Consider the following 24,266-nt stretch of genomic DNA (forward strand, 5'->3'; position numbering starts at 1 on the left):
GTAGGGCGGGGTTTTCCCCGCCCTGTTCATTTTCTAGCAGCGCTTAAACCAAGCTCAGAGACCTATCAGGCGATCCCCATCAATCTTGGGTCAAAGGGATACTTGGTCAGGTTTTCGTAACCGTCCTCGGTAATCAGCACCTGATCTTCCAGCTTGATCGAGAAGTCGCCACCCTCTGGGCTCGCAAGCACTTCGACGCACAATGTCATACCGGGCTCTAACTCGTAGTCGAAGGCGCCTTCGACCATCTTGTCCGGATAGGCCACAAGCGGCCACTCATCGCACAATCCAACCCCATGCATCAGGCAGCCGTATTTGCCCTTTTGGAATTCAGGCCGGAGCACATGTGTGTTGCGTGACAAGTCCTGAATGTTCACACCGGGTTTGAGCATCTCCATATTCGTCATGATGTGTTCATGCGCGTGCTTCATGGTGTCGACCATATCGGGACGCGGCGGTTGATCGCCGATCCACCATGTCCGCGAAATGTCGATGCAAATTCCGTAGCTTGAAACCAGATCGGTATCAAAAGCCACAATCTCGTTGTTCTGAACGATCCGGCCGCCACACTCCTGAAACCACGGATTTGTCCGTGGCCCCGAGGTCAGCAACCGGGTTTCGATCCATTCACCACCCCTGCGAATATTTTCTGCGTGCAACACAGCCCAGATGTCGTCCTCGGATATGCCGCCACCGGGCACCTTGGTGCGGGCATAGTCTTCCATGGCGTAGCATGCCGTCTCGCAGGCATGTGACGCGCAACGCATGGCCTTGATCTCGTCCGGTCCTTTGACGCTTCGCGCCTTTTCCGTCAGTTCTTCGCCTTCCATGATCTCGAAGCCCTGCGCCTCAAGGGCGCGCAGCCCATGCAGCATGATCTTGTCCACGGCCAAACGCTTGTTGCCCGGTGCGTGTTCTTCCAGCAGCACCCGCACTTCGTTTGAAAAGGCGTCGGCAGCAACATCAACCTTGTCCCCGCGATCAAAGTAGAACAGGTCCGCACCTGAACGCGCTTCGCGTACCAAGGGATTGAAACTGCTCAGGAAAGGCGAGTTCTTGTAGTCCCAGATCACCATATAGCCATCGGCGCAAACCAGAACCGCCCGAAATGGATTGTGCGTGTTCCACAGCTGCATGTTGGTGCTGTCAGTGGCGTAGCGAATGTTGAGCGGATCAAAGACCAAAAGCCCCGCATAGTCCCGCGCGACGATATGATCGACAAGCCGTTGCCACCGGTAGCGGCGCATTACCTGAAGATCAGGCAGTTCAAGCCCCGCTGCGGCCCATTCACCATAGGCCAGTTGCGTCGGGCCGATCTCGACCCGGTCGGCATCGTTTGGTGTGTTGTCCCCAAGGGTCGCGCCACGGGTCGGGTCAATCTTGCGGGTGTCACGATAGTGCGTGTTCATGATGCGCCTCATTATTGTGCATTCAGGCTGCGGCGATTGAACATGGGCTGCATGACAAATCGCGACCTGCGATTGACGTTTTCGGATCGTTTTTTCCCGTTCACGTCATTGCGCAGGGCTGCGAATACCCGCAATCATTGCGATATGATTTGCCAGTCGAACCTTCCCTATGACGCAACCCGCCGCCCTGCCCTGCCCGGCGTTGCGCCACTCAAGCCAGAGGAATGGCTGCACGTAGATGATGCCTATGCCGCGCAGATGGCGGAACGGCTGCGCCTGCTGCGGTCTCAGCGTGACAGTGTGCTTTGGATGGACCCCAGCGCACAGCAAGCCGCAGAAGAGCTGTTGTTGATGGCGCTGAAACATTGCCCTGACGGCTTTGCCGTGACGGACGATCAGGTCACATGCCCGGATGGGCGCGTGGTGGCCCTGTCATTGGATGATCCTTTGGGGACCCTTGGGCAGATCTTTCAGGAAGACTTTTGCCTGATGATCAAACAGGGCAACGAGCATGCGCTGATGGGCGCGGTTTTGTGCTTCCCGGCCAGTTGGACGCTGTCGGAAAAGGCGGGCAAAGGCCTGTTTGCCGTGCATGGCCCGGTGGATGTGTATGACGGTTTGCTGGCCCGGCGCGTTCAGAGACTGTTCGACGGGGTGCGCGCAGGAAAACCGCTGTGGCGGTTCAACGCGCTGTGGTACGACGACCCCACGCTTTACCAGCCGCGATCTGCGCTCGCCCCTCGCGAAGCCCCACCAGCACACGAAGGCGGTTATTTCCGAAGCGAGCGCCAGTGCATACTGCGCCTGCCGGACACTGGCGCAGCGGTCTTCTCGATCCACACGTATCAGGTGACCCGGGCATCCTATGATGCGCAATTCGGTGAATCCTGACGCTCTGTGGAACGGCGCTTAGTGCAGGAAGCTGTGGAACAGACGTCCTAGATCGTTTGAGTTATACAGCGCCACGAACAACATGGTCACTGACAGACTTTGTGTTGCGAGTCGGAAATCCATCCCGCGTGCTGCGCCGAACACCGCCAGTGCCGCCGCGACCGGTAAGTTGAACAAAGCAACCACACCCGTCATTGCCCAGCTTGCCGCACCCATGCGGATCTCTTCGGGCGAGTTTTCTGCCAAACGTTCGCGCATGATCGTCACGGCGAGGGATGGCGCGTCTGCAACTCTCGGCTTTTCCGATTCCGGTTCGATTGGTATGCCAATTTCTTCGCGCAACAGTTGCTGTTCTTCGTATTCCGCGGCTTCGACTTCACTCAGTTCATCATCCTGGGAAATGTACTGTGCGTCAGGCTGCAATTGATTGTTTCGCAGCGGAGACACGTAGCTACGCAGACGAATGAAATCTTCGCGCCCGATCAAAACGTCCGGTGAATACCATTCGATGATGTCACAGGATGAATGCTCCAGAACGGCCAGAACTGTATCGGAAAGCAGCTTGGCCAGAATTTCCTCGCTGTCTTCATCCGGGTTACGCGCGATCGCTGTCATCACAATACGCGGACCATAAATACCGTCTTCTTCGGCTCGCATCTTGATGCCGTAGTTGTCGCCAAAGACTGCTGATTTGCGTTCGCTGATACGTGGGGGGCGTTCCGACCAAGGCTCCAGCTCTGCCAGACACCGTGCCGCGCTTACCAGATAGTCATTCAGTTCCAGATCCGTCATATCCGGAAGCACCAAACCGGCATATGGTATTTGATCAACGGTCATTTCTCTAAACCTCGGCACGAATACATACGATCAATCGAGGTTATTTAGACCCAAAAATCTTGGTCAAATTCGGGCAAAAGATCGTTTTTTGGTCACATTGGCTGCCGCAATTTGACCCTAGGGAATAGTGGGCACGTCGAGAGCGCCCACTTATAGTTGTGTTTGTTTTTGTCTCTGTTCAGCACAGAATCTGTCTATTGCGCCCGCGAAGCGGCGTAGACAATCGCTCTGAGGTAGTTACCGCTGTCATTCCATACCTTCAGAACTTCAAAGTTGCGCGTTCCATCACCGTAGGGCTGCCCGGCTTTCCAACCGTTCTTGGCCAGCATATTCGCTGCCGAAGCCAGAGCGTCCACTGCATTGTAAGGATCAGCTCGTCCATCGCCGTTGCCATCCACGCCGTAGCGCAGCCAGTTGCCCGCAAGAAACTGCATGTGCCCCAACTCACCTGATGGGCCGCCCTGCGTGCCGGGGGTAATCAGCCCCTTGTCCACCATCTTGAGCGCGGCGACTGCGTGCGGCTCGAACCTTGGATGGCGGCGGCAGTAGGATGCGAGCGTTACAGCACCATCGACGATCTTGGTTTTTCCCAGATATCCACCCCAGCTGGTTTCGAGCCCCCAGATCGTCGCAAGCAAAGAACCGGGCACGCCATAACGGCGCTCGATCGAACTGAACGTATTCGGGTTTTTCGCAACCTTGCTACGCACGCGTTTGATAAACGCATCGGCGCTGCTGCCAGACCGTTTGGCAAGAAACCGCGCAGGATCCGCTTGCAACGTGCCCTTCTGCGACGACGGAGACGATTCAAAGCGCCAGGTGATCCCGGAGAGGCTTGCAGCGTTCAAGGCCTGCAAACCGCGCTGCCCCACGCCCGAAGACTTCGCATCGCCCGCGAAATGGCTTTTGTAAGCGCTCCAATTGCCTTTTGACGTAATGCAATCCGCGGCAAAGGCTGGCATCGCCGCCATGGCCGACAAACAAAGGGCTGAAAGGGTAAGACGCATGATAAACTCCGGGTAATGATCAATTGCCCGCAGAATATGCAAATAATCGCATAGTGGCCAAGGGGGAATACATGACCCCACCAACCACGCCTTTGCGATCAAACAGACCGATCATCCGGCCCAGAATACAACCGAGTCCATCGCACCGCTGTCAGACAGGGCCAAAAAGAACCCGGCAAGGCCCATACACAGCGATGCAACACGCATATCTTCGCCCTTGGTCAGGTTGTGCGCAAACAACGGAATCGCGATGGGCAAAGCGACGGTCGCGACCGTCAGTGACACGGCCCACGTCGACAGACGCGCCTCAACAGGGATTGTGCTGGCTGGGTCTTCGACCGCCTGCAACTCCTCGGCGGTTGCCTCGCGCAACATCACATCACGCAGGCAGCTCTCCAATTCAGTCCAGTCCGTTTCCAAGACCGCCGCCCGGCCAAGCGGCTGGAGTTGCCGCTCGGCCGCGCAGTCCACATGGTCATTCGGAACAGCCAGAGGGCGCTGTCGCGGTACAGCATTTTGGTTCGCGCTCCTGATCACACGCCGCGGTACAACCGGCCTGTCCAGCGGCCGCCTTGGCGCGTAGCGTCCGGCGAGGTGATCATCCAAGCCCGCGACAAAGGCCTCCTTGGGAATGCGTGATTGCGAGCCTGTCCAAATCACGTGGCTCACAGGCAATCGAGTGACAAGGAAATAGGCGATCACCGCTAGTCGCTTGAGCGTCGTCTTTTCACTAGACCCCGACTTTATCGCCGTCAGGGACAACATTGTCTCGTCCTGCACGAAAGCCAAATCAAGCCGGTATTGCGATCGGCCAGAGCCAAAACTCAATCGGGTCAAACCGGCTTCGGTCGTCTTCAGGATCGAGGGATCACCGATCGCCTCGGCCACCATTTCCGAAACTTTGGGAAGCGACACCAACTGTTCGCGTTGCAGGATCAGTTTGACAGTATATGAGCTCGTGCCTGTCATCTGCGTCTCCTTTGGAAACTGCTTTTTTGTTGCTAGCAGTCTCGAAAGGAATTGTGCGGAGGACGTGCGGTTCACATGGCCAGTTTAGGACCATCACCCCTTCAAAAGTCTCAGTCCGTCAACAATAGGGTTGGTTTGGCGCGTTCATTTACCAAGTTGGCACGGCTGGCTGAGTAACCCTCTTTGGCATTTTGACTGACCGTTTACGCGCAGGTTCGGGCCTAATACGTGTTCAGACCAAATTGTGGAAATCCAGTTGTCAGCCAGCGCAAAACAAAAGGGCGCCCGGTCTGAGCGCCCTTTGCTATGTCTTTTGTCAGAGCGGTTAATGCCCGCTCTGCTGCCGAATTAGCAGCTGTAGTACATGCCGAACTCAACAGGGTGCGGCGTGTGCTCGTAAGTTTCGATCTCTTCCATCTTGAGCTCGATGTAGCCCGCGATCTGGTCTTTGGTGAACACGTCACCGGCCAGCAGGAAGTCGTGATCGTTTTCAAGGCACTCGATTGCTTCACGCAGGGAGCCGCAAACCGTCGGGATGCCGGCCAGTTCTTCTGCAGGCAGATCATAGAGGTTCTTGTCCATCGCCTCGCCGGGATCGATCTTGTTCTTGATACCGTCAAGACCGGCCATGAGCAGAGCGGCGAAGCACAGGTATGGGTTCGCGCTTGGATCAGGGAAACGCGCTTCAACACGCTTGGCCTTGGGGCTTTCGGTCCATGGAATACGGACACAGCCGGAACGGTTACGAGCAGAGTATGCGCGCAGAACAGGTGCTTCGAAGCCCGGGATCAAACGCTTGTAAGAGTTTGTCGAAGGGTTGGTGAAGGCGTTCAGCGTCTTGGCGTGCTTCAGGATGCCGCCGATGAAGTACAGCGCTTCCTGAGACAGGTCAGCGTATTTGTCGCCAGCAAAGAGCGGCTTGCCGTCTTTCCAGATCGACATGTTGCAGTGCATGCCGGTGCCGTTGTCGCCGTAAATCGGCTTGGGCATGAAGGTTGCCGACTTGCCGTAAGCCTGTGCCACGTTGTGGATCACGTACTTGTACTTCTGCAGCTCGTCCGCCTGAGTGGTCAGCGAGCCAAAGATCAGGCCCAGTTCGTGCTGACAGGACGCAACCTCGTGGTGGTGCTTGTCCACTTTCATGCCCATGCGCTTCATGGTCGAAAGCATTTCGGAACGGATATCCTGGCCGTCGTCGATTGGGTTGACCGGGAAGTAACCGCCCTTAACGCCCGGACGGTGGCCGGTGTTGCCCATTTCGTATTCTGTGTCGGTGTTCCACGATGCGTCGATCGCGTCGACTTCGTAGGATACCTTGTTGATCGAGTTGCTGAAGCGCACATCGTCAAACAGGAAGAATTCCGCTTCCGGGCCCCAGTAGGATACGTCACCGATGCCGGAGGACTTCAGGTATGCCTCGGCCTTCTGAGCTGTACCGCGTGGGTCACGCTCGTAGGCTTCGCCTGTGTCTGGCTCAACAACGGAACAGTGAACGCAGATTGTCTTTTCCGCATAGAACGGATCGATATAGGCGCTGTCGCAGTCGGGCATCAGTTTCATGTCCGACGCTTCGATCGACTTCCAGCCCGCGATGGACGAGCCGTCGAACATGAAGCCTTCTTCGAGGAAGTCCTCGTCGACCTGATCTTCCATTACGGTCACGTGCTGCAGCTTGCCACGTGGATCGGTGAAGCGGATGTCGACGTAGGCGACCTCTTCATCCTTGATCATCTTGAGCAGATCTTTTGCGCTCATTTCGCTATTCCCTTGTCTGATAGAAAGTTGGTTCGTGTTCTTGATCGGTCGCCCGTCAGAGCGCCTCGGAGCCGGTTTCACCGGTACGGATGCGCAACGCCTGCTCTACCGGGCTGACAAAAATCTTGCCGTCCCCGATTTTGTCCGTCTTGGCAGCCGAAACGATCGCGTCGATCGCGCCATCTACCTGATCGTCATCCAGAACGACCTCGATTTTGACCTTCGGCAGAAAGTCGACGACATATTCCGCGCCGCGATACAGTTCGGTGTGACCTTTCTGACGGCCGAAACCTTTAACTTCGACAACGCTCAGGCCTTGAATGCCGGCGTCTTGAAGGGCTTCCTTGACCTCGTCGAGTTTGAAAGGCTTGATGATCGCCTCGATCTTTTTCATGGCCGTGCTCCTCACTTTGGTTCCGTAGGTGTGCAGATCATTTCCAGTGCAAGGCCACAATCAGATAGGCCTGCAGGCACAGGGCCCTTAGCCTGTAAAAAAGCGCTCTGCAAATTTATTGATCGTTTTGTCTATTTTTTGTGCAGTTTGAAAACTTGTGGTGGTTCCGGGCTCCTTACCGAGCCCGGATCAGAGGATCAGCCAAGGATATCATCGCTGGTCACGCCGACGGTACCAATCAGATCTATTCGGATTTCCGCGCCACCGATTCCATCAAGATCAACAAACACACGGGTATCGCCACCCACTTCGACGGTGCGGACGCTGGGCGTGCCACCCAGCGAGAAGCCACCGAGAATATTCACCTCGAACACCCCGTCGAAAAGCGGGCGCAAATCCAGATAGTCCTCGCCCACCGTAAAATCTGTCACCACGTCGATCACCGCAAGCGATGGCTGCTGGTCCAAGGTGAATACGAAATGGTCTGCACCGCCGCCACCAGCCAGCGTGTCAGCACCGCCGCCGCCCACCAGTGTGTCTTCGCCGTTTTGGCCAATCAGATCGTCATCACCAAAACCGCCGCGCAGCAGGTCGGCATCCGGGCCTCCCAGCAGGCGATCGTTGCCCGAGCCGCCAGACAGCGTGTCATCCCCTTCTCGACCCAGCAGAGTATCATTCAGGGCCCCACCATGGGCTACGTCGTCGCCTTCACCCCCATCAATGGAATCGCGCCCGTTGTGGCCGCTCAGGACATCGTCACCATCTCCGCCATCCAGCGTGTCATCACCGGTCGCGCCGAGCAGCGTATCATTGCCATCTTCGCCACTGATGTCGTCGTTGCCCACACCGCCGGTCATGTAGTCATTGCCCAGGCCTCCGCGAATGATGTCGTTCCCCCGCGCACCGTCTAGATAGTTGTTGCCCGCGTTGCCGGTCAGAACATTGCGTTGCGCATTGCCAACGCCATTCAAATCCGAGGCACCCATCAGGGTCAGCCGCTCGACAAAGTCAGGCAAAGCATAATCAACCCAGGATTCCACCCTGTCCGCATTGCCTTCACCCGCGACCTCGACGATTTCGACGGTCGGATCGTCAATGCGGAAAACATCGTTGCCATCATCGCCGCGCAAGGTCCCGTTCAGGATCCCGCCCCGACCATCGAAAAAGTCGGACCCGCCGCCAAGGCTGATATTGCCGTTAATGACACCCGAATTGATCAGATTGTCAGCGCCGCTTCCGCCCAAGTAGGCAAAGTCGGACGGGTTGAAGGGCTGGCCGCCTGTGATGGTGCCTGTGTTGGTAACAAAGGTAATCCCGTCTGCAGATGCGGAATTGTCGATGCCTTCGTTTGTTCCACTGATCACCCCGTGGTTCTGAAACTCGGTAAAGCCAGAGTTGGCTATCTCAAGAACCACAGCCGTTGAGGTCGAGGTGATCGTGCCTGTGTTCACCACATCATGGTTTACAGGTATCACGGCAGCGGCATCCGCTGTCAGGGAAAGTGCCGTTCCTACCGCGGAAATCGTCCCGCTGTTCAGAACGAGGCTTTCGGTCGTCACATCTGCCGTGATCCCGTTACCCGCAGATAAAATGGAACCCGATGCGCCAACCACCAACTCAAATTGCGTCGTCCCAGACGCTTCAATGGCCGTTGCAAAGGCCTGAATAGATCCGTTGACGATCAGGTCTGAATTCCCGGACATGACAATGCCATTTCCAAGGGTCAGGACCGACCCGTTTTGGCCGATTGATCCGCCTTCATTGTTGTTCAGGGTTTGTGTCGCGGTGACAGAATTGTCGATTAGAAAACTGGGCATGGTTGCGCTCCTTTCAGCATCAAGGAAAGCGGACCACACGCCGAAAAAGGGCAATAACAGGAACAAAATCAAAAGCGCTTTTGAAATACGTCAGCGCGAAGTCCCACCTATAGAATGCAGGCAGTGTGGTATTGGTCGGGGTGTTATGTCAAAGATTCAGTGAACGGCCCAACCATAGCGGGTACGGCGACAGGAGCGGAATTTGGCACAATTGCTGACAGCAGCCCAGATGCGGGCCATGGAACAGGCGGCGATTGACAGCGGCGCGGTGACCGGACTTGAGCTGATGGAACGGGCGGGCGCTGGGGTTGTCGAAGCTGTCATGGAAGAGTGGCCCGAGCTGGCCCAGGGCACGCATCGCGCTGTGGTGCTTTGCGGTCCGGGCAACAACGGTGGCGACGGGTTCGTCGTGGCGCGTTTGCTGAAGGAACTTGGCTGGACAGTCGAGGTGTTCCTCTATGGCGATCCGGAAAAACTGCCGCCGGATGCGAAGGCTAATTTCGAACGCTGGCAAGCCTTGGGCCCAACAAGTGACATGCTCGACATGGATGCGGCCAGTTCTGTTGCTCTGGATCCCTCCGAAGACGGGATCCTTCTGGACGCGATTTTCGGCACGGGCCTGAGCCGAGGCTTGGAAGCTGATTTGCGCCTTGCACTCAGCAGCTTTCGCAGCGTTGTTCCGGTTTGCTTTCTGAAGTCCGTCAATGTCGATGTGCCAAGCGGGCTTTGTTCAGACTCAGGCAAATGGCTGGTTGGAGAAGACGGCTTTGACACCGCATGGCGTACCGACCTGACCGTTACTTTTCATCGCCCGCGCGTGGCCCACTATCTGAGTGATGCGCAGGCCCAAAGCCTGCGCGTGAAGGATATTGGCCTCGATGCCATCCAAAGCCAGCGGCACGCCAGCTCGATTGCGCCAGGCCTCACCGCCCTTTTGTCAGACGCCGCGTCACGGACCTATCCGCTTGAGATAGAGAGCTCTAGCTTTGGCGCAAAGGACATGCTGGATGCTGTTGCGCCGCAACCGGCGATCACTGAATTGCTTCAAGGCTGCGACGGCTTGATCGACAAGGCCGAAACGGGTGGACACAAATACACCCATGGACACGCCTTGGTTCTGTCAGGTGGTTTTGGCCAGACCGGGGCTGCCCGACTGGCTGCGCGCGGGGCGTTGCGTATCGGCGCGGGGCTGGTGACTTTGGCGGTGCCCGGATCGGCGCAGATGGAAGTGGCCTGTCAGATCACCGGTTTGATGATGCAGCGGGTGGAAGACGCGGCAGAGCTGACCGAAGTGCTGAGCGACGCGCGTTTGAATGCGCTTTGCCTTGGGCCGGGACTGGGATTGGAACGGGCGCGGGACGTGGTGCCTGCGGCATTGGCTTTTGAACGGCCAACGGTCTTGGACGCTGACGCGCTCAGCGCCTTTTCCGACAATCCCGAAATGCTCTTTGCCAATCTCCACGGCGCTTGCGTGATGACCCCCCATATGGGCGAATTTGCCCGGCTGTTCCCCGACATTGCCCAAAAGCTCAACGCCCCGGCCAAAACCGGCCCGGCCTATTCCAAGGTCGACGCCACGCGAGACGCCGCAGCGCGGGCAGGCTGCGTGGTTCTGCTGAAAGGCCCGGACACCGTCATTGCCGCACCCGATGGCCGCACTGCCATCAATGCCGCACTCTACGAGCGCCAAGCCCCCTGGCTTGCCACTGCGGGATCAGGCGATGTACTTGCGGGCTTCATCACAGGGCTTTTGGCGCGCGGCTTTGAGCCGATGCAGGCCGCTGAAACCGCCGCTTGGTTGCATGTGGAATGTGGGCGAAGCTTTGGTCCCGGCCTGATCGCCGAGGATCTACCAGAAATTCTGCCAAAGGTTCTGCAAAGCAGGATGGGCTGAGCGACAGCGCCCGATCAGTCCCAGTCGAAGACCGCGAAAACACCGTGATGGTCCGAGCCCAATTTAGGTTGGGTCAAAACGGTCGCGGAAAAACCCTTGCTTGCCATGACGTGGTCGATGCCCACAGGCAGTGGAATCACCGGCAGCTCAAAGGTGGCAGAATAAGTGCCGACGCGACGCGTACCGCTGGCCTGCCCGATCCGAGAAACCGTATGTGACCACGCAACGGCGTTGAAGTCCCCGGCGAGGATTACCCGACCGTCCAATCCACTGAGGAAAGCCTCTAGTCTGTTAACCTGATCAGCCTGACCATAGGGCCATGGCCAATGCAGATGAATGGAGACCAACCAGATTGGCCCACCCTCTGACATGAGCTGAACAGCCGCGGCCCCTTCCCGACCAGCACAGCGCGCAGTGCCGGGAACCGCCGGGAGCCGGGACAGCACGGCCACACCACCGACCGTCGCAAAGTCGCAATAGATCTGCGTCGGATATTGGTCTTTTAAGGCCGCAAGAATGGTCTTGTTGCACCCTGAAACCTCTTGAAGGGTCAAAACGTCGGGCATTTGACGCGTGACAGCCTCCAGCCATGCCTGATCTTCCTTGCGACTGAAGAGCAGGTTCTGCTGATACAGGGTCAGCGCCTTGCCCGAAGTGTCGCCCGGACCGTTGGCGGGAATAAAACGGCTGTATCCATGCGGAACAAGGACCGCCACCATTGCGGCCACGCCAAGTCCGCGCTGCCATCCTCTGGCCCCCAGTGCGAACAACAGCATTGCACAAATCGCGAGAGGCACCCGGAACACCGCGAAACTGTCGGCAGCAGGATGCCATTGGCCAAAATACCCAGCCAGCACCAAAGCGGCCACCAGCCAGGCCCCTGCGCCAAGAACACCCCTGATCAAGCTCATGTGACAATTCCCGAAACAAAAACCCGACGGTTTGAAACATGCCTCACCGGGGCGAACACCTTATCTCACAGCGCCGTGACAGCACTGACACGCAGCTTGCCCGCGCATCCGGGAAAGCCCAGTCTATTAACGCAACACCAAAGGACCCTGCCATGCCTACAGAACGCCTTACCTTTCCCGGCCACTCCGGCGACATGCTGTCGGCGCGTCTGGACATGCCCGAAGGCCCACATCTGGCTACCGCTCTTTTTGCCCATTGCTTTACCTGCGGCAAGGACATCCCCGCCGCCCGGCGGATTGCCGCGCGGCTTGCGGCGATGGGGATTGCTGTGTTGCGGTTCGACTTTACCGGGCTTGGCCATAGCGGTGGCGAGTTCGGGAACACGACTTTCAGCTCGAATGTTGCAGACCTACAGGCCGCTGCAGCCTATCTGGATCAACGCGGATTGGCCCCTGATCTGCTGATCGGCCACAGCCTTGGCGGCGCGGCCATGCTGCGTGTTGCACCGCTGATCGAGAGCGCTCGGGCGGTTGTCACGATTGGTGCGCCCTATGATCCGGGGCACGTGACCCATGTATTCAAAGAGGCCCTGCCCCAGATCGCGGCGCGCGGTAAGGCGCAGGTCGATCTGGGCGGTCGCCCCTTCACGATCACGCAGGCCTTTGTGGATGATCTGAGTGCTGACCCCGTGGGTGCCTCTATTGGCACAATGAAGAAAGCCCTGCTGGTGCTGCACGCGCCTCGCGATTCAGTTGTCGACATTTCCAACGCGACAAACATCTTCACCGCTGCCAAGCACCCCAAGAGCTTTGTCACACTGGATGAGGCGGACCACCTGATCTCGCAGGCGGCAGACGCTGAATACACCGCCGAAGTGATCGCTGCCTGGGCCGGCCGCTACCTTTCGCTCACGCCACCGGCACCGCCCATTGGAACACCCGAAGGCGTGACCCGCGTATCCGAAGCCGATCCCAAAGGGTTCCTGCAGGATATTCAGAATGGCCCGTTCCATCACATGCTGGCAGATGAACCGCTGGCCTATGGCGGCACCAATCGCGGCATGTCGCCTTATGGATTTCTAGCAGCAGGTCTGGGTGCTTGTACGTCGATGACGGTACGCATGTACGCACGCCGCAAGGGCTGGCCGCTGACGCATGTGTCGGTGGATGTAACGCACGACAAGGTGCACGCACAGGACGCCGCAGCCAGCGCAGGTATGCGCGCGGACCGGTTTGTCAGACGGATCACGCTTGCCGGTGATCTGGACGACGCACAGCGCGCGCGGCTTTTGGAAATCGCCGACAAATGCCCGGTGCATCGCACCTTGGAAAAAGGGGCCGAGATCGCGACAGAGTTGGTCTGAATGCAAAAAGGCCGGGCACTGGGCCCGGCCTTTGAAATCCAGATCGGCAGGCGCCTTTTGCGCCCTACCCGGTTCAGCCGCGCGCGCGGCCCACCAGTTTCCAAGCGGCAGGCAGAACCAGAGCGGCCAGGGCCAGCTTGATCGCGTCGCCCAGCAGGAACGGTGTCAGACCCCACTGCAGGATCGGCTTGTCCCAGCCGTAGAGCATACCCAGCCAAATCAAGCCCGGAACATAGATCAGGGCATTGCCGATCAACATGGCGCCGGCCATTTTGCCAGCGCTGCGATCCCAGCCCGCGCGCGCCAGAGTACCCAGCGCCAGCGTGGCCAACACGTAGCCCACAAGATAACCGCCTGTGCCGCCCATCATGTATTCCAGACCGAACTTTTCAGCGGACGAGCCTGCAAACACGTCAAAGCCCAGTGCGCCAATGATCATGTATCCGAGGATGGTCGCCAGACCGAGGCGTGCGCCATAGGCTGCACCGATGGTCAGCACGGCAAAGGTGCCCATGGTCATCGGAACCGGCCACATTGGCACTTTGATTTTTGCAGCCACTGCCAGCACGGCGATGCCCAGAACAACAAGCGCGGCCTGCTTGAGACGCAGAGCGGCCCCTTCACTTGGCCCAAAGGCTTCGGCCAGCACCGGACGGTTGAGAGTCAATGTCATGATGGGGTCCCCCGTGTGATCGTCATGTATCAAGTAACATTGTGCAGGGTTTTGCCGCAAATGCCGCGCTGCCGCAAGTCCGCAACGCGCATAGTTTGCAAACCCATACTTTGCAAAAGCAAAGGGCCCGCTGTTTCCAGCGGGCCCTGCAATCGCTTTCATGCGGATTATGAGATCCGGTTAAGCAGCTCGTTCAGGCTGTCCTTGGCGTCGCCATAGAACATGCGCGTGTTCTCTTTGAAGAACAGCGGGTTCTCGATACCCGAGTAACCGGTGCCCTTGCCGCGCTTGGACACGAATACCTGCTTGGCCTTCCAGCATTCCAGAACCGGCATGCCGGCGATGGGGCTGTTTGGGTCATCCTGCGCGGCCGGGTTCACGATGTCGTTCGAGCCGATCACGATGGCGACATCCGTTTCCGGGAAGTCGTCGTTGATCTCGTCCATTTCCAGCACGATGTCATACGGCACCTTGGCCTCGGCCAGCAGCACGTTCATGTGACCAGGCAAACGACCCGCAACCGGGTGGATTGCAAAGCGCACTTCCTTGCCCTTGGCGCGCAGACGGCGGGTCAGTTCGGCCACGCTCTGCTGTGCCTGAGCAACCGCCATACCGTAGCCGGGGATGATGATGACACTGTCGGCTTCTTCCAGCGACTGGGCCACACCATCGGCGTCGATTGCGATTTGCTCACCTTCGACAGCCATCTGTTCGCCGGCAGGGCCACCAAAGCCGCCCAAGATAACCGAGATAAAGGATCGGTTCATCGCCTTACACATGATGTAGGACAGGATCGCACCGGACGAGCCAACCAGAGCACCAACGACGATCAGCAGATCGTTGCCGAGGCTGAAGCCAATGGCCGCAGCCGCCCAACCAGAGTAGCTGTTCAGCATCGAAACCACGACCGGCATATCGGCGCCGCCGATACCCATGATCAGGTGATAGCCGATGAACAGCGCTGCGATGGTCAACAGAACCAGTGTCCAGCTGCCTGCGCCGCCCAGATACATGACCGCCAGCAAGACCGACAGGGCCGCTGCTGCGATGTTCAACAGGTGGCCGCCGGGCAGTTTCTTGGCCGAGCTGTCCACTTTGCCAGCCAGTTTGCCATAGGCGATCACGGAACCTGTAAAGGTCACCGCGCCGATCCAGATACCCAGCACCAGCTCGACACGCAGAATGCCGATCTCGACGCCACTCTTCTTCGCAATCAGCTGACCAAAGGTGGACAAGGTTTCGTTGATTTCTTTTGGCAGGCCGATGGCTTTGTAACCATCCGCGCCAACCGCACCGAGCACTTGGCCATTGGCTTCGTACAGCCCCGAGACGTGGTTGATCATCAGATCAGCGTTGAAGCCGACAAAAACCGCCGCGAGACCCACCAGCGAGTGCATGATTGCCACGAGTTCCGGCATCTGGGTCATTTCGACCCGCGTGGCCAACTGATAGCCAACCCCCGCGCCCAGCGCGATCAGCACCAGCGATGCGAACCACATGCCCGAACCGGGGCCAACCAGCGTTGCCACAACGGCAATGCCCATACCAACGATACCGTACCATACGGCACGCTTAGCGCTTTCCTGCCCCGACAGACCGCCGAGGGACAGGATGAACAGGACGGCTGCGACAGCATATGCCGCGATCGTAAATCCGAATTCCATTGGTTCTGTCCCCTCTTAGGATTTCTGGAACATGGCGAGCATGCGCCGTGTCACGAGGAAGCCGCCAAAGATGTTCACCGCGGCCATGAAGACCCCGAGTGCGGCAAGCAAGGTAATCAGCAGACTGGACGAGCCGATTTGCACCAGCGCACCCAAAATGATGATCGACGAAATCGCGTTGGTCACGGCCATCAGCGGTGTGTGCAACGAATGCGCAACGTTCCAGATCACCTGGAAGCCGATGAAGACCGACAGAACGAATACGATAAAGTGCTGCATGAAGCTGGCGGGCATACCCGGGATCAAACCCAGCCCAAGAACCAAGGCACCACCGACCCCCAGCAGTGTGACCTGCTGCTTGGTCTGCGCCTTGAATGCGGCCACTTCCTGTTCGCGCTTTTCTTCCGGTGTCAGTTCCTTGATCGGCTCTTTCTTTTGCGCCGCAATCGCCTGCACCTTCGGAGGCGGTGGCGGGAAGGTCACGGCCTTTTCATGGGTGATGGTTGCGCCGCGAATAACGTCGTCTTCCATGTCGTGATTGACCTGTCCGTCCTTTTCTGGCGTCAGATCTGTCATCATGTGACGGATGTTGGTCGCATAGAGCGTCGAAGATTGCGTCGCCATCCGGCTTGGGAAATCGGTGTAGCCAACGATGGTCACGCCGTTGTCGGTGACGATCTTCTCGTCCTTGACGGTCAGTTTGCAGTTACCGCCCTTTTCGGCAGCAAGGTCCACGATGACCGAACCGGGCTTCATCGCTTCGACCATATCCTTGGTCCAGAGCTCTGGCGCTTCGCGGTTGGGGATCAGCGCCGTGGTGATGACGATGTCCATCTCGGGCGCCAGTTCACGGAACTTGGCCAGCTGTGCCGCAGCAAATTCAGGGCTGGAAACCGACGCGTAGCCACCGGTTGCAGCGCCGTCCTGCTGTTCTTCCTCGAAATCAAGGAAAACAAACTCGGCGCCCATGGATTCAACCTGTTCGGCAACCTCGGGGCGCACGTCAAAGGCATAAGTGATCGCGCCGAGCGACGTGGAAGTACCAATCGCGGCCAGACCGGCCACACCGGCGCCAACAACCAGAACCTTGGCCGGCGGCACCTTGCCCGCAGCTGTAACCTGACCGGTAAAGAAGCGGCCAAAGTTGTTGCCTGCTTCGATGACCGCGCGGTAACCGGCAATATTCGCCATGGACGACAGAGCGTCCATCTTCTGGGCCCGGCTGATACGCGGCACCATGTCCATTGCGATGACCGATGCGCCCTTCTTGGCGGCAGAGGCCATCAGCGCTTCGTTTTGCGCAGGATAGAAGAACGAGATCAGGAGCTGACCATCGCGCAGACGCTTGGCTTCTGCTTCCATCGGAGGGCGAACCTTGGCGACGATATCCGCGCCTTTCCACAGAGCTGCCGCCGTTTTGACGACCTCCACGCCCGCTTCCTTGTAAAGCGCATCCGAAAAGCCAGCCGCGGCACCCGCGCCGGTTTCGATCATGCACTCATAGCCAAGCTTTTGCAGCTGGCGGGCCGAATCCGGGGTCATTGCAACCCGGGCTTCACCCTGCTCTAGTTCTTTCGGCGTCCCGATTTTCACGTCTTGTATCCCCCTTGCGGTTGCATAGGTGTCGTAAACAAAGTTCACGTCGTCGGTTTGCGTCTACATTGCTGACCTAATGGTCACAAGCAGTCAGCGCGGCCATAACGATAGTGCTGTTGAGAGTCAAAGCCATCTTTTCGTTTGTTGCGCGTATCTGGCGAAATCCGCACGAAACTTGCGACGCAACCGATCCTCTTCCGGAACGATAAAGCGCTTTTCGATCACCCAAACAAAGATCGGCACAAGTGTGAGCGCAAACACGGCATCCCAATAGAGGATCATTCCGAGCAAGAGCATCGAATCACCCAGATAGATTGGGTTGCGCGTCCGTCGAAAGATCCCAGTGGTCACCAAATGATCCGCGTCCATATGCGGAATGACCGTGGTTTTGGCCCGTCGCATTTCGTAAACGGCCAAAGCCATGAGGAGCAGACCCCCGCCGACCAGCAGGCCACCCACGAGATCAGCCCAGACCGGGCCAAACCCCAGCCCCATGGGAAAATGGGTCTTTTGCAACCAGGCCACCACCAGGCCCCCCAAAAGCCAGACCGGCGGCAAATCAATCCACTTCAGCATGTTCTACATCTCTTTGACGGCAAGCGCCGCGCGTTGGCCCCGGCCTACAGCTGTTTCACTCTGGTTGATAGGCTGCATTCGCCTGCCAGCCGTCAAAGCCGCTTTGCAACACCACGACGTTCTCATGCCCCATCAGTCGGGCCGCAAAGGTCGCCTGCGCCGACAACGTGCCTGTGTTGCAATATAGAACGACCTTCTTGTCGGCAGGCAATTCGTCCAGACGCGCCGGAATTTCGCGCCACTCAATGTGGACCGCTCCGGGAATGCTCCCCGCATTGAACTGGGCTGCATCCCGCGTGTCCACGAAATACAGCGCATCCCAGATGTCTTCGGTCAGTTGTTCCGGCAGGATAATGCCCGCATCGTAGGTGGCAAAATCCATGTATCCGATAATTTCATCCGCCAGATCCTGCGCCGAAAGCGGCGAGGCGATCGATGCTATCAAGGCAATTGAAACGGCGGCCTTTTTGATCGTTCTGCGGATCATTCCCATTCCATTTCTTCAAACACGCGGCCCGCATTCTTGGTCGCCAGTTCCTTAAAGGTGTCCAGATGATCCCATTCGGACTGATCCACATAATAGGCCCCTGCCAAATCACCGCCCTCGTCGATATGGGCTGCAATCTTGGCGCGCAGGTCCTTGACGTATTCAGACGTGTATCGGGTGACCTGCGCCATGTTGGTCGGATGGCCATGGCCCGGGATCACATAGGTGGCACCCAGATCGGTAAAGGGCCCTTCAAAGGTTTCCACCCAGGCATCGGTGTCGGTTTCGGGAAAGATCGGCGGCATGCGTTCGTGAAAGGCAATGTCTCCCGCGATAACGATGTCCCACTGAGGGATCCAGACCTGAACATCGCCCGGGTCATGCGCCGGCCCAAGGTGCAGAACCTCGATCGTGACACCCCCCATTTCAACGATGTGCTTGTCTTCGAATGACAAGTTCGCCGGGACCACCCGGGTGCCTTCGGCCTTGTCGCGGTTATAGCGCTGCATGCCTTGCAGGATGAAGTCGCCGTTTTCCTCGACTTCAGCGGTCGCATCCACATGGGCCAGAATATCAACGCCCAGATCGGCCCAGTAGGAATTGCCGAGCATGGCATGTCCCTGCCCGTTCTCGTTGACTACCAACTTGACCGGTTGATCCGTGACGGCCTTGATCTCGTCGTGCAGCGCCGCCGCCAGACGCGCAGAAGCACCGCCGTTGACAACGATCACACCTTCGTTCGTCACAATGAAGGACAGGTTGTTGTTATGCCCGCTGTTCTCGTAGGTCGGAGGCGCCGTTGCGCCAATGGCGCTAAAGACATGAGGGATCACTTCCACCGGTTTGTTGTACAGCTCGGACTGCGGGTATTTGTCCGCGATATCCTCGCTCGCCGCAGCCATCGTGCCGAATGCGCACAAGGCAACCAATGCATATTTCATGGTGAGTCCTCCTAAAATTCAAATACACATTCGCATGCGTGAATGATTAAGCCAAGAGCGAACTGCAGCGCCCTTGTCACTTGGGCGGCAGCGGTTAGTCTTGCCCAAAACAAGGGAGACGCAGATGCTCGAGGGAAAACATGCACTGGTGACAGGCGGCGGCACCGGAATTGGCCTTGCGATTGCGCAATCGCTGGCGGCTCAGGGCGCCGTGGTCACCATCACTGGTCGCCGTGCCGGCCCGCTGGAAGATGCTGCCGCATCCTCGGCATCGCTCTTTCCCGCGGTCATGGACGTCACCGACGAACAGGCCGTCTGCGAGACCATCGACACCGCGGTTCAGGCCCGCGGTCCCATCCAGATTTGTGTTCCGAACGCCGGGATCGCCGAAGGCCGCGCCCTGCTCAAAACCGACATGCAGTTCTGGCGCCAGATGATGGCGACCAATCTAGACGGTGCATTTCTGACCATTCGCGAAAGCCTGCGGTCCATGACCCAGACAGATTGGGGCCGCGTGATCGCCGTCAGCTCCATCGCGGGTCTCAAGGGGCTCAAAGGGGCGCCCACCTACAGCGCCTCGAAACACGCCATGCTGGGATTGATCCGCGCGCTGGCGGCGGACTACGCGACCAAGCCTTACACCTTCAATGCGCTTTGCCCGGCATATGTGGACACGGATATCATCACCCGCAATACCACCTCGATCATGCAGCGCACAGGCATGGCCGAAACTGAAGCCAGAGCCCTGATGACGGATTTGAACCCGCATGGACGGCTGATTGCCCCCGACGAAGTGGCGCAGGCCGCGCTTTGGTTGTGTCACGCGCAGTCCAGCAGCGTGAACGGACAGGCCATTCAGATCGCCGGTGGCGAGGTCTAAAAGCCCAACAGCAACCGATCGCGGCAATGGACCGGACCGGCGTCAGCCGGGTTCGGGCTGATCCTGCGCGCCGCAGGCGCACCATGTAACAACGGATGCTTTATTTGGGGGTTGCCGCCAAGGCCCGCCCAAAAACCCGCGCGATACGCACCAGATGGGCCTCATAGTCCTCATAGGTTTCGCCCTTGCCAGCCTCCAGCGCCGCCAGCATCGACGCGGCCATGTCTCCCGCATCATCGTCCAGCACAATGCGGCCGGACGCAGCTTCGCGGCTCATCCATGCAGCAAACAATGCCCGCAACCGACCCATTCCCTGCGCCGACAAATCTGCCGCGACGCTAATCCCGGCATCCATGAGTTCCTGTCCGTGCGGGGACTCCATCATCACTTTGACCGAAGCCCCGCCCTTGGCACGAAAGGCCCGCTCCAGCACCTCGGCAGGCGCACCCTGCTCCTCCAGCGCTCTTTGCACGTTCATTTCAGCGTCCTCAAAGAACTTCGCAACCATGGTTCTTGCGATGTCGTCCTTGCCGCTGAAGTGCTGATAAAGCGCCGGGCGCGACATGTTCGCCGCCTGCGCTATGTCCGCCATCGACGTCCGGCGAAAACCGTAACGCGCAAAGACATCAAAGGCCGCGGCCAGAATGGCTTCGGTCTTGTCCTTGGGAACCTCTATGCGAACGGTCTGATCCATCATGTATACACTCTGACATTTACAGTCATTTTTGTCAATTGACGGCCTGACATTTTTTGCCTATATTGTCAGAAAGCCGAAACGCTTTCTCGGCGCCTGCTGCATCCAAGTATGAGGTTACCATGACCACGCAATTGACCATCAACGGCGACACGCATGACGTTGATCTGCCCGAAGACGTGCCCCTGCTGTGGGTGCTGCGCGACCAGCTTAACATGACCGGCACAAAATTCGGCTGCGGCGTTGCGGCCTGCGGGGCCTGCACCGTTCACATCGACGGCGAAGCGGTCCGATCCTGTCAGGTTGCGCTTGGTGATGTCTGGGGCGACGTCACAACCGTGGAAGGCCTCGGTACTCCGGAAAACCTGCATCGCCTTCAGGCGGCCTGGATCGAACATCAGGTGGCGCAATGCGGCTACTGCCAGTCCGGCCAGATCATGCAGGCCGCTGCTCTGCTCGCTGAAAACCCGAACCCGACCGATGATGACATTGATCAGGCTATGGCCGGGAACCTGTGCCGCTGTGGCACCTACCCCCGCATCCGTGCGGCAATCAAATCTGCAGTTCAGGGGGCATAGATCATGGCAAGTATCGGAAAAATCGCACGTCGTACCTTCTTGTTTGGCGCTGTTGCCGTCGCAGGCGGCGCGGCTTTTGGCGCTTGGTACGTTGCCAAACCGGCCCCGAACCCACTCGATCCGGCAGACGGCTCGCTCAATCCCTTCGTGGTGATCAATGGCGATGGCATTGCGCTGATCGCACCGCGCGCAGAAATGGGTCAGGGCACCCACACCACGTGGGCAGCTCTGCTGGCCGAGGAACTGGACGTCACTCTGGATCAGGTTTCGGTCATTCACGGCCCGCCTGCACAGGCCTATTTCAACAGTGCAATGATGTCCGAAGCCCTGCCGTTCAAAGGCTATGACGCGTCCAGCTTCCAGCACAGTCTGGGGCAGATGCTGGGCCAGCTGGGCAAGGTCTTCAACATGCAAGTCACCGGCGGCTCAACTGCCATGAAAGATGGCTTTGAACGCATGCGTGTGGCCGGTGCCGGCGCACGCGAAATGCTCAAACAGGCGGCTGCGGACCGGCTGGGCGTTTCGATTGCCGATCTCAAGACCGAAGCTGGGCAGGTCATCGCCCCGGATGGTACGGCTCTGGACTATGCGGATCTGGCTGCCGAGGCTGCCCAACTGGATGCCCCAAAGGTCACGCTGCGACCACGTTCGGAATGGACCTTGCTGGGCAAGACTCTGCCCCGCGTCGATATCCCGGGCAAAAGCACCGGAACCGCTGAATTTGGCATCGATGTGCGTCTGCCGGGCATGAAATTCGCGGCTGTGCGCATGGCGCCCACCCGCGCGGGCATGAAGAGCTTTGACGGCTTTGAGGCCTCCAGAATGGCAGGCGTTGAAAAGGTCATCGATCTGGGTGACGGCGTTGCCGTGATCGCGTCGAACACCTGGCTTGCGCAGCAGGCCGTGGATTCGATCCCGATCGAATGGGAACCGGCCGCCTATCCAGCCGATACGGACGGTATGTTCGCGGCACTCGAAGCGGGCTTTGATCTCGATCCTGACAGCACGATGCGGGATGACGGCGACGCAGCCAGCCTGCCCGTCGAAGGGGCCATCACGGCTGAATACCGCGTTCCGTTTCTGGCACATGCAACCATGGAGCCGATGAATGCGACCGCGTGGTTCGACGGAGGCAAGCTGCGCCTGTGGTGCGGCAATCAAGGCCCGACGTTCCTGCGCACCGCCTGCGCCGATGCGGCCGGGATCGCCGAAGAAGACGTGGACGTAACCGTCACCATGATGGGCGGAGGTTTTGGCCGCCGCGGCGAATTTGACTATGCCGTATTGGCCACGCGCGTCGCCAAGCAGATGCCCGGCACGCCAGTACAGGTCACATGGTCGCGCGAAGAAGACATGCGCCATGATTTCTATCGTCCCGCGGCCATGGCACGCATGCGCGCCGCGTTGACCGATGGCAAACCGAGCCACCTTGATGCGCAAATATCCGCGCCCTCGATTTCGGCGCAGGCCTTGGAACGCTGGATGGGTTTTGCGCCGTCCGGACCGGATCGCTCAATCGTCGATGCCGCGTTCAATCAACCTTACGGCATCCCGAACTATCGCGTGCGTGGGCACCGGGCCGATGTGAACCCGCCCATGGGGTTCTGGCGGTCCGTCGGCGCCAGCTTTAACGGGTTTTTCCACGAATGCTTCATGGACGAAATCGCCCACGCAGCGGGCGTAGACCCGATGCAGATGCGTCTGGATCTGACCCGTGATGAATGGCTGCCTGCCTTCCTGTGCCTCGAAGCTGTCCGGGATATGTCCGGCTGGACCGGCAGCACGCCGGACGGTGTCGGGCGCGGGCTGGCCATGGTTTACAGCTTTGGCACCCCGACGGCCATGGTGGTCGAGGTCAAGGATGAAGACGGCCTGATCCGCATGACCAACGCCTGGATCGCAGCCGACCCGGGCATCGCACTGGACCCCGGCAATGTCGAGGCACAGTTGACAGGTGGCATGGTCTACGGTCTGTCCGCCGCGATCGGCGAGCAGATCACCTTTGCCGATGGCATGGTTGAGCAGGGCAACTTCCCGGATTACGAGCCGCTCCGCATGCCGCAAATGCCTCAGGTCGCCGTGCAAATTCTGGAAAACCAGGAACACCTGCAAGGCATCGGCGAACCCGGCACACCGCCGGCAGCCCCGGCACTGGCCAATGCGATCTTTGATCTGACCGGCCAGCGTATCCGCGAAATGCCCCTGAACCAGCACGTCGATTTCTATATCTGACCGTTGGAACGATGATTAGGCGCCCGGCCCCACGTGGCCGGGCGTTTTTCGTTTGGCCCGCGGACACTGCACTAAGGCCGCGCAAAATCCTGTGCACTCAGACGTCCCTGAACCAGCAAATGCTGGAAAACCCGCGCAACCGATTGCGCATCCCCCAAAGCATCGTGCGCCTGTTCGCCCTGCTCGGGCAAATCGAAATACGGCAGCATCGTATGGCTGCGCATCTGCAGGATATCCTCGACCGGCACACCGGCCTGCATCATCAGGCTTGGCCCATTTCCAAACTGGGTCGCAGGCATCGGCGGAGCAATCCCTTCGACATAGCAGCTGATTGCCACTGCGTGGAACTCATCCTTGCCCCAGGCCCAGACGGGCGCGCCCCTGCAGTAATCCGCGAACCGCTCCAGTGCCTCGGCCAATGGCACGCCATCACGCGCCACCGCATCGGCGCTCAAACCCGTCAGTTTACAAAAGAAGGCCGAGGGCTGGATCGCCTCTCCAAACCTGTCGCGCGGCCGAACCAGCATCCTGAACGGTGATGAAATTTCAAAGGTCCCTGTCATAGACAGACGGACTGCCCCCAACTGAACCAAAACCGGATCAGGATCGGTGGGACCGCACCACATGCGCTGCATCGCGCCTTGATCTGTCAGAAATTCCGCGTCCCAAACGATGATTTCGCTCGGAACCGCCATCG

General features: G+C 58.7%; 22 protein-coding genes. 6 read left to right on the forward strand and 16 right to left on the reverse strand.

Annotation, left to right across the window (positions count from 1 at the left end; all coding sequences use genetic code 11):
* Positions 1–65 precede the first annotated feature (65 nt).
* Entirely contained in the window at positions 66–1,409 is a 1,344-nt protein-coding gene (gene dddP, locus PFY00_RS08375; protein ID WP_271432080.1) for a dimethylsulfonioproprionate lyase DddP, read from the reverse strand.
* Between the two features lie 51 nt (positions 1,410–1,460).
* On the opposite strand from dddP, the gene PFY00_RS08380 reads away from it, so the two are divergent.
* Positions 1,461–2,300, forward strand: a complete 840-nt coding sequence (locus tag PFY00_RS08380; protein ID WP_333908202.1) for a heme-dependent oxidative N-demethylase family protein — start codon at positions 1,461–1,463, stop codon at positions 2,298–2,300.
* An 18-nt stretch (positions 2,301–2,318) separates the two neighbouring features.
* On the opposite strand, the gene PFY00_RS08385 is transcribed toward PFY00_RS08380, so the two are convergent.
* The 6 genes from PFY00_RS08385 to PFY00_RS08410 form a co-directional block, all read right to left on the reverse strand.
* Positions 2,319–3,137, reverse strand: coding sequence for a hypothetical protein (locus PFY00_RS08385; RefSeq protein WP_271432081.1), 819 nt, complete (start codon positions 3,135–3,137; stop codon positions 2,319–2,321).
* 194 nt (positions 3,138–3,331) lie between these two features.
* Positions 3,332–4,144: a lytic murein transglycosylase gene (locus tag PFY00_RS08390; protein ID WP_271432082.1), complete on the reverse strand. Its 813-nt coding sequence runs from the start codon at positions 4,142–4,144 to the stop codon at positions 3,332–3,334.
* A gap of 111 nt (positions 4,145–4,255) precedes the next feature.
* A complete protein-coding gene (locus PFY00_RS08395; protein ID WP_271432083.1) occupies positions 4,256–5,113 on the reverse strand; it encodes a hypothetical protein in 858 nt (285 codons plus the stop codon).
* Between the two features lie 348 nt (positions 5,114–5,461).
* A complete protein-coding gene (glnA, locus tag PFY00_RS08400; RefSeq protein WP_271432084.1) occupies positions 5,462–6,868 on the reverse strand; it encodes a type I glutamate--ammonia ligase in 1,407 nt (468 codons plus the stop codon).
* A gap of 55 nt (positions 6,869–6,923) precedes the next feature.
* Positions 6,924–7,262 carry a P-II family nitrogen regulator gene (locus PFY00_RS08405; protein ID WP_271432085.1) on the reverse strand — a complete coding sequence of 113 codons (339 nt, stop codon included), beginning with the start codon at positions 7,260–7,262 and terminating at the stop codon, positions 6,924–6,926.
* A 197-nt stretch (positions 7,263–7,459) separates the two neighbouring features.
* Positions 7,460–9,079: a calcium-binding protein gene (locus PFY00_RS08410; protein ID WP_271432086.1), complete on the reverse strand. Its 1,620-nt coding sequence runs from the start codon at positions 9,077–9,079 to the stop codon at positions 7,460–7,462.
* Between the two features lie 202 nt (positions 9,080–9,281).
* On the opposite strand from PFY00_RS08410, the gene PFY00_RS08415 reads away from it, so the two are divergent.
* The gene (locus PFY00_RS08415) at positions 9,282–10,973 is read left to right on the forward strand and encodes an NAD(P)H-hydrate dehydratase (RefSeq protein WP_271432087.1); all 1,692 of its coding nucleotides are present in this window, start codon (positions 9,282–9,284) and stop codon (positions 10,971–10,973) included.
* Between the two features lie 14 nt (positions 10,974–10,987).
* On the opposite strand, the gene PFY00_RS08420 is transcribed toward PFY00_RS08415, so the two are convergent.
* The gene (locus PFY00_RS08420; protein ID WP_271432088.1) at positions 10,988–11,884 is read right to left on the reverse strand and encodes an endonuclease/exonuclease/phosphatase family protein; all 897 of its coding nucleotides are present in this window, start codon (positions 11,882–11,884) and stop codon (positions 10,988–10,990) included.
* Positions 11,885–12,036: 152 nt separating this feature from the next.
* Here PFY00_RS08420 and PFY00_RS08425 point away from each other — a divergent pair, with 152 nt between their 5' ends.
* Positions 12,037–13,248, forward strand: coding sequence for a bifunctional alpha/beta hydrolase/OsmC family protein (locus PFY00_RS08425; protein ID WP_271432089.1), 1,212 nt, complete (start codon positions 12,037–12,039; stop codon positions 13,246–13,248).
* A gap of 73 nt (positions 13,249–13,321) precedes the next feature.
* On the opposite strand, the gene PFY00_RS08430 is transcribed toward PFY00_RS08425, so the two are convergent.
* The 6 genes from PFY00_RS08430 to PFY00_RS08455 form a co-directional block, all read right to left on the reverse strand.
* Positions 13,322–13,921 carry a biotin transporter BioY gene (locus PFY00_RS08430; RefSeq protein WP_271432090.1) on the reverse strand — a complete coding sequence of 200 codons (600 nt, stop codon included), beginning with the start codon at positions 13,919–13,921 and terminating at the stop codon, positions 13,322–13,324.
* 167 nt (positions 13,922–14,088) lie between these two features.
* Complete coding sequence (locus PFY00_RS08435) at positions 14,089–15,585, reverse strand: NAD(P)(+) transhydrogenase (Re/Si-specific) subunit beta (protein ID WP_271432091.1); 1,497 nt, start codon at positions 15,583–15,585, stop codon at positions 14,089–14,091.
* A gap of 15 nt (positions 15,586–15,600) precedes the next feature.
* Positions 15,601–17,178, reverse strand: coding sequence for a Re/Si-specific NAD(P)(+) transhydrogenase subunit alpha (locus tag PFY00_RS08440; RefSeq protein WP_271432092.1), 1,578 nt, complete (start codon positions 17,176–17,178; stop codon positions 15,601–15,603).
* 126 nt (positions 17,179–17,304) lie between these two features.
* On the reverse strand, positions 17,305–17,757 hold the full coding sequence (locus PFY00_RS08445) for a methyltransferase family protein (protein WP_271432093.1): 453 nt from the start codon (positions 17,755–17,757) through the stop codon (positions 17,305–17,307).
* A gap of 55 nt (positions 17,758–17,812) precedes the next feature.
* Positions 17,813–18,244, reverse strand: a complete 432-nt coding sequence (locus PFY00_RS08450) for a rhodanese-like domain-containing protein (RefSeq protein WP_271432094.1) — start codon at positions 18,242–18,244, stop codon at positions 17,813–17,815.
* The gene (locus PFY00_RS08455) at positions 18,241–19,185 is read right to left on the reverse strand and encodes an MBL fold metallo-hydrolase (RefSeq protein WP_271432095.1); all 945 of its coding nucleotides are present in this window, start codon (positions 19,183–19,185) and stop codon (positions 18,241–18,243) included. Before PFY00_RS08455 ends, PFY00_RS08450 begins: the two co-directional genes overlap by 4 nt.
* 124 nt (positions 19,186–19,309) lie before the next feature.
* Here PFY00_RS08455 and PFY00_RS08460 point away from each other — a divergent pair, with 124 nt between their 5' ends.
* Positions 19,310–20,065, forward strand: coding sequence for an SDR family NAD(P)-dependent oxidoreductase (locus tag PFY00_RS08460; protein ID WP_271432096.1), 756 nt, complete (start codon positions 19,310–19,312; stop codon positions 20,063–20,065).
* 100 nt (positions 20,066–20,165) lie between these two features.
* Here the strand turns inward: PFY00_RS08460 and PFY00_RS08465 are convergent, their stop codons facing one another.
* On the reverse strand, positions 20,166–20,762 hold the full coding sequence (locus PFY00_RS08465) for a TetR/AcrR family transcriptional regulator (RefSeq protein ID WP_271432097.1): 597 nt from the start codon (positions 20,760–20,762) through the stop codon (positions 20,166–20,168).
* A gap of 119 nt (positions 20,763–20,881) precedes the next feature.
* Here PFY00_RS08465 and PFY00_RS08470 point away from each other — a divergent pair, with 119 nt between their 5' ends.
* Positions 20,882–21,337, forward strand: a complete 456-nt coding sequence (locus tag PFY00_RS08470; RefSeq protein WP_271432098.1) for a (2Fe-2S)-binding protein — start codon at positions 20,882–20,884, stop codon at positions 21,335–21,337.
* A 3-nt stretch (positions 21,338–21,340) separates the two neighbouring features.
* Positions 21,341–23,569, forward strand: a complete 2,229-nt coding sequence (locus PFY00_RS08475) for a xanthine dehydrogenase family protein molybdopterin-binding subunit (RefSeq protein ID WP_271432099.1) — start codon at positions 21,341–21,343, stop codon at positions 23,567–23,569.
* Between the two features lie 71 nt (positions 23,570–23,640).
* Here PFY00_RS08475 and PFY00_RS08480 read toward each other — a convergent pair whose 3' ends face one another.
* Positions 23,641–24,264 (reverse strand): 3'-5' exonuclease family protein, encoded by a 624-nt coding sequence (locus tag PFY00_RS08480; protein WP_271432100.1) that lies wholly within the window; start codon positions 24,262–24,264, stop codon positions 23,641–23,643.
* Between the last annotated feature and the right edge of the window lie 2 nt (positions 24,265–24,266).

It is taken from the genome of Thalassococcus lentus, from assembly GCF_028023555.1.
Classification (GTDB): Bacteria; Pseudomonadota; Alphaproteobacteria; order Rhodobacterales; family Rhodobacteraceae; genus Thalassococcus_A; species Thalassococcus_A lentus.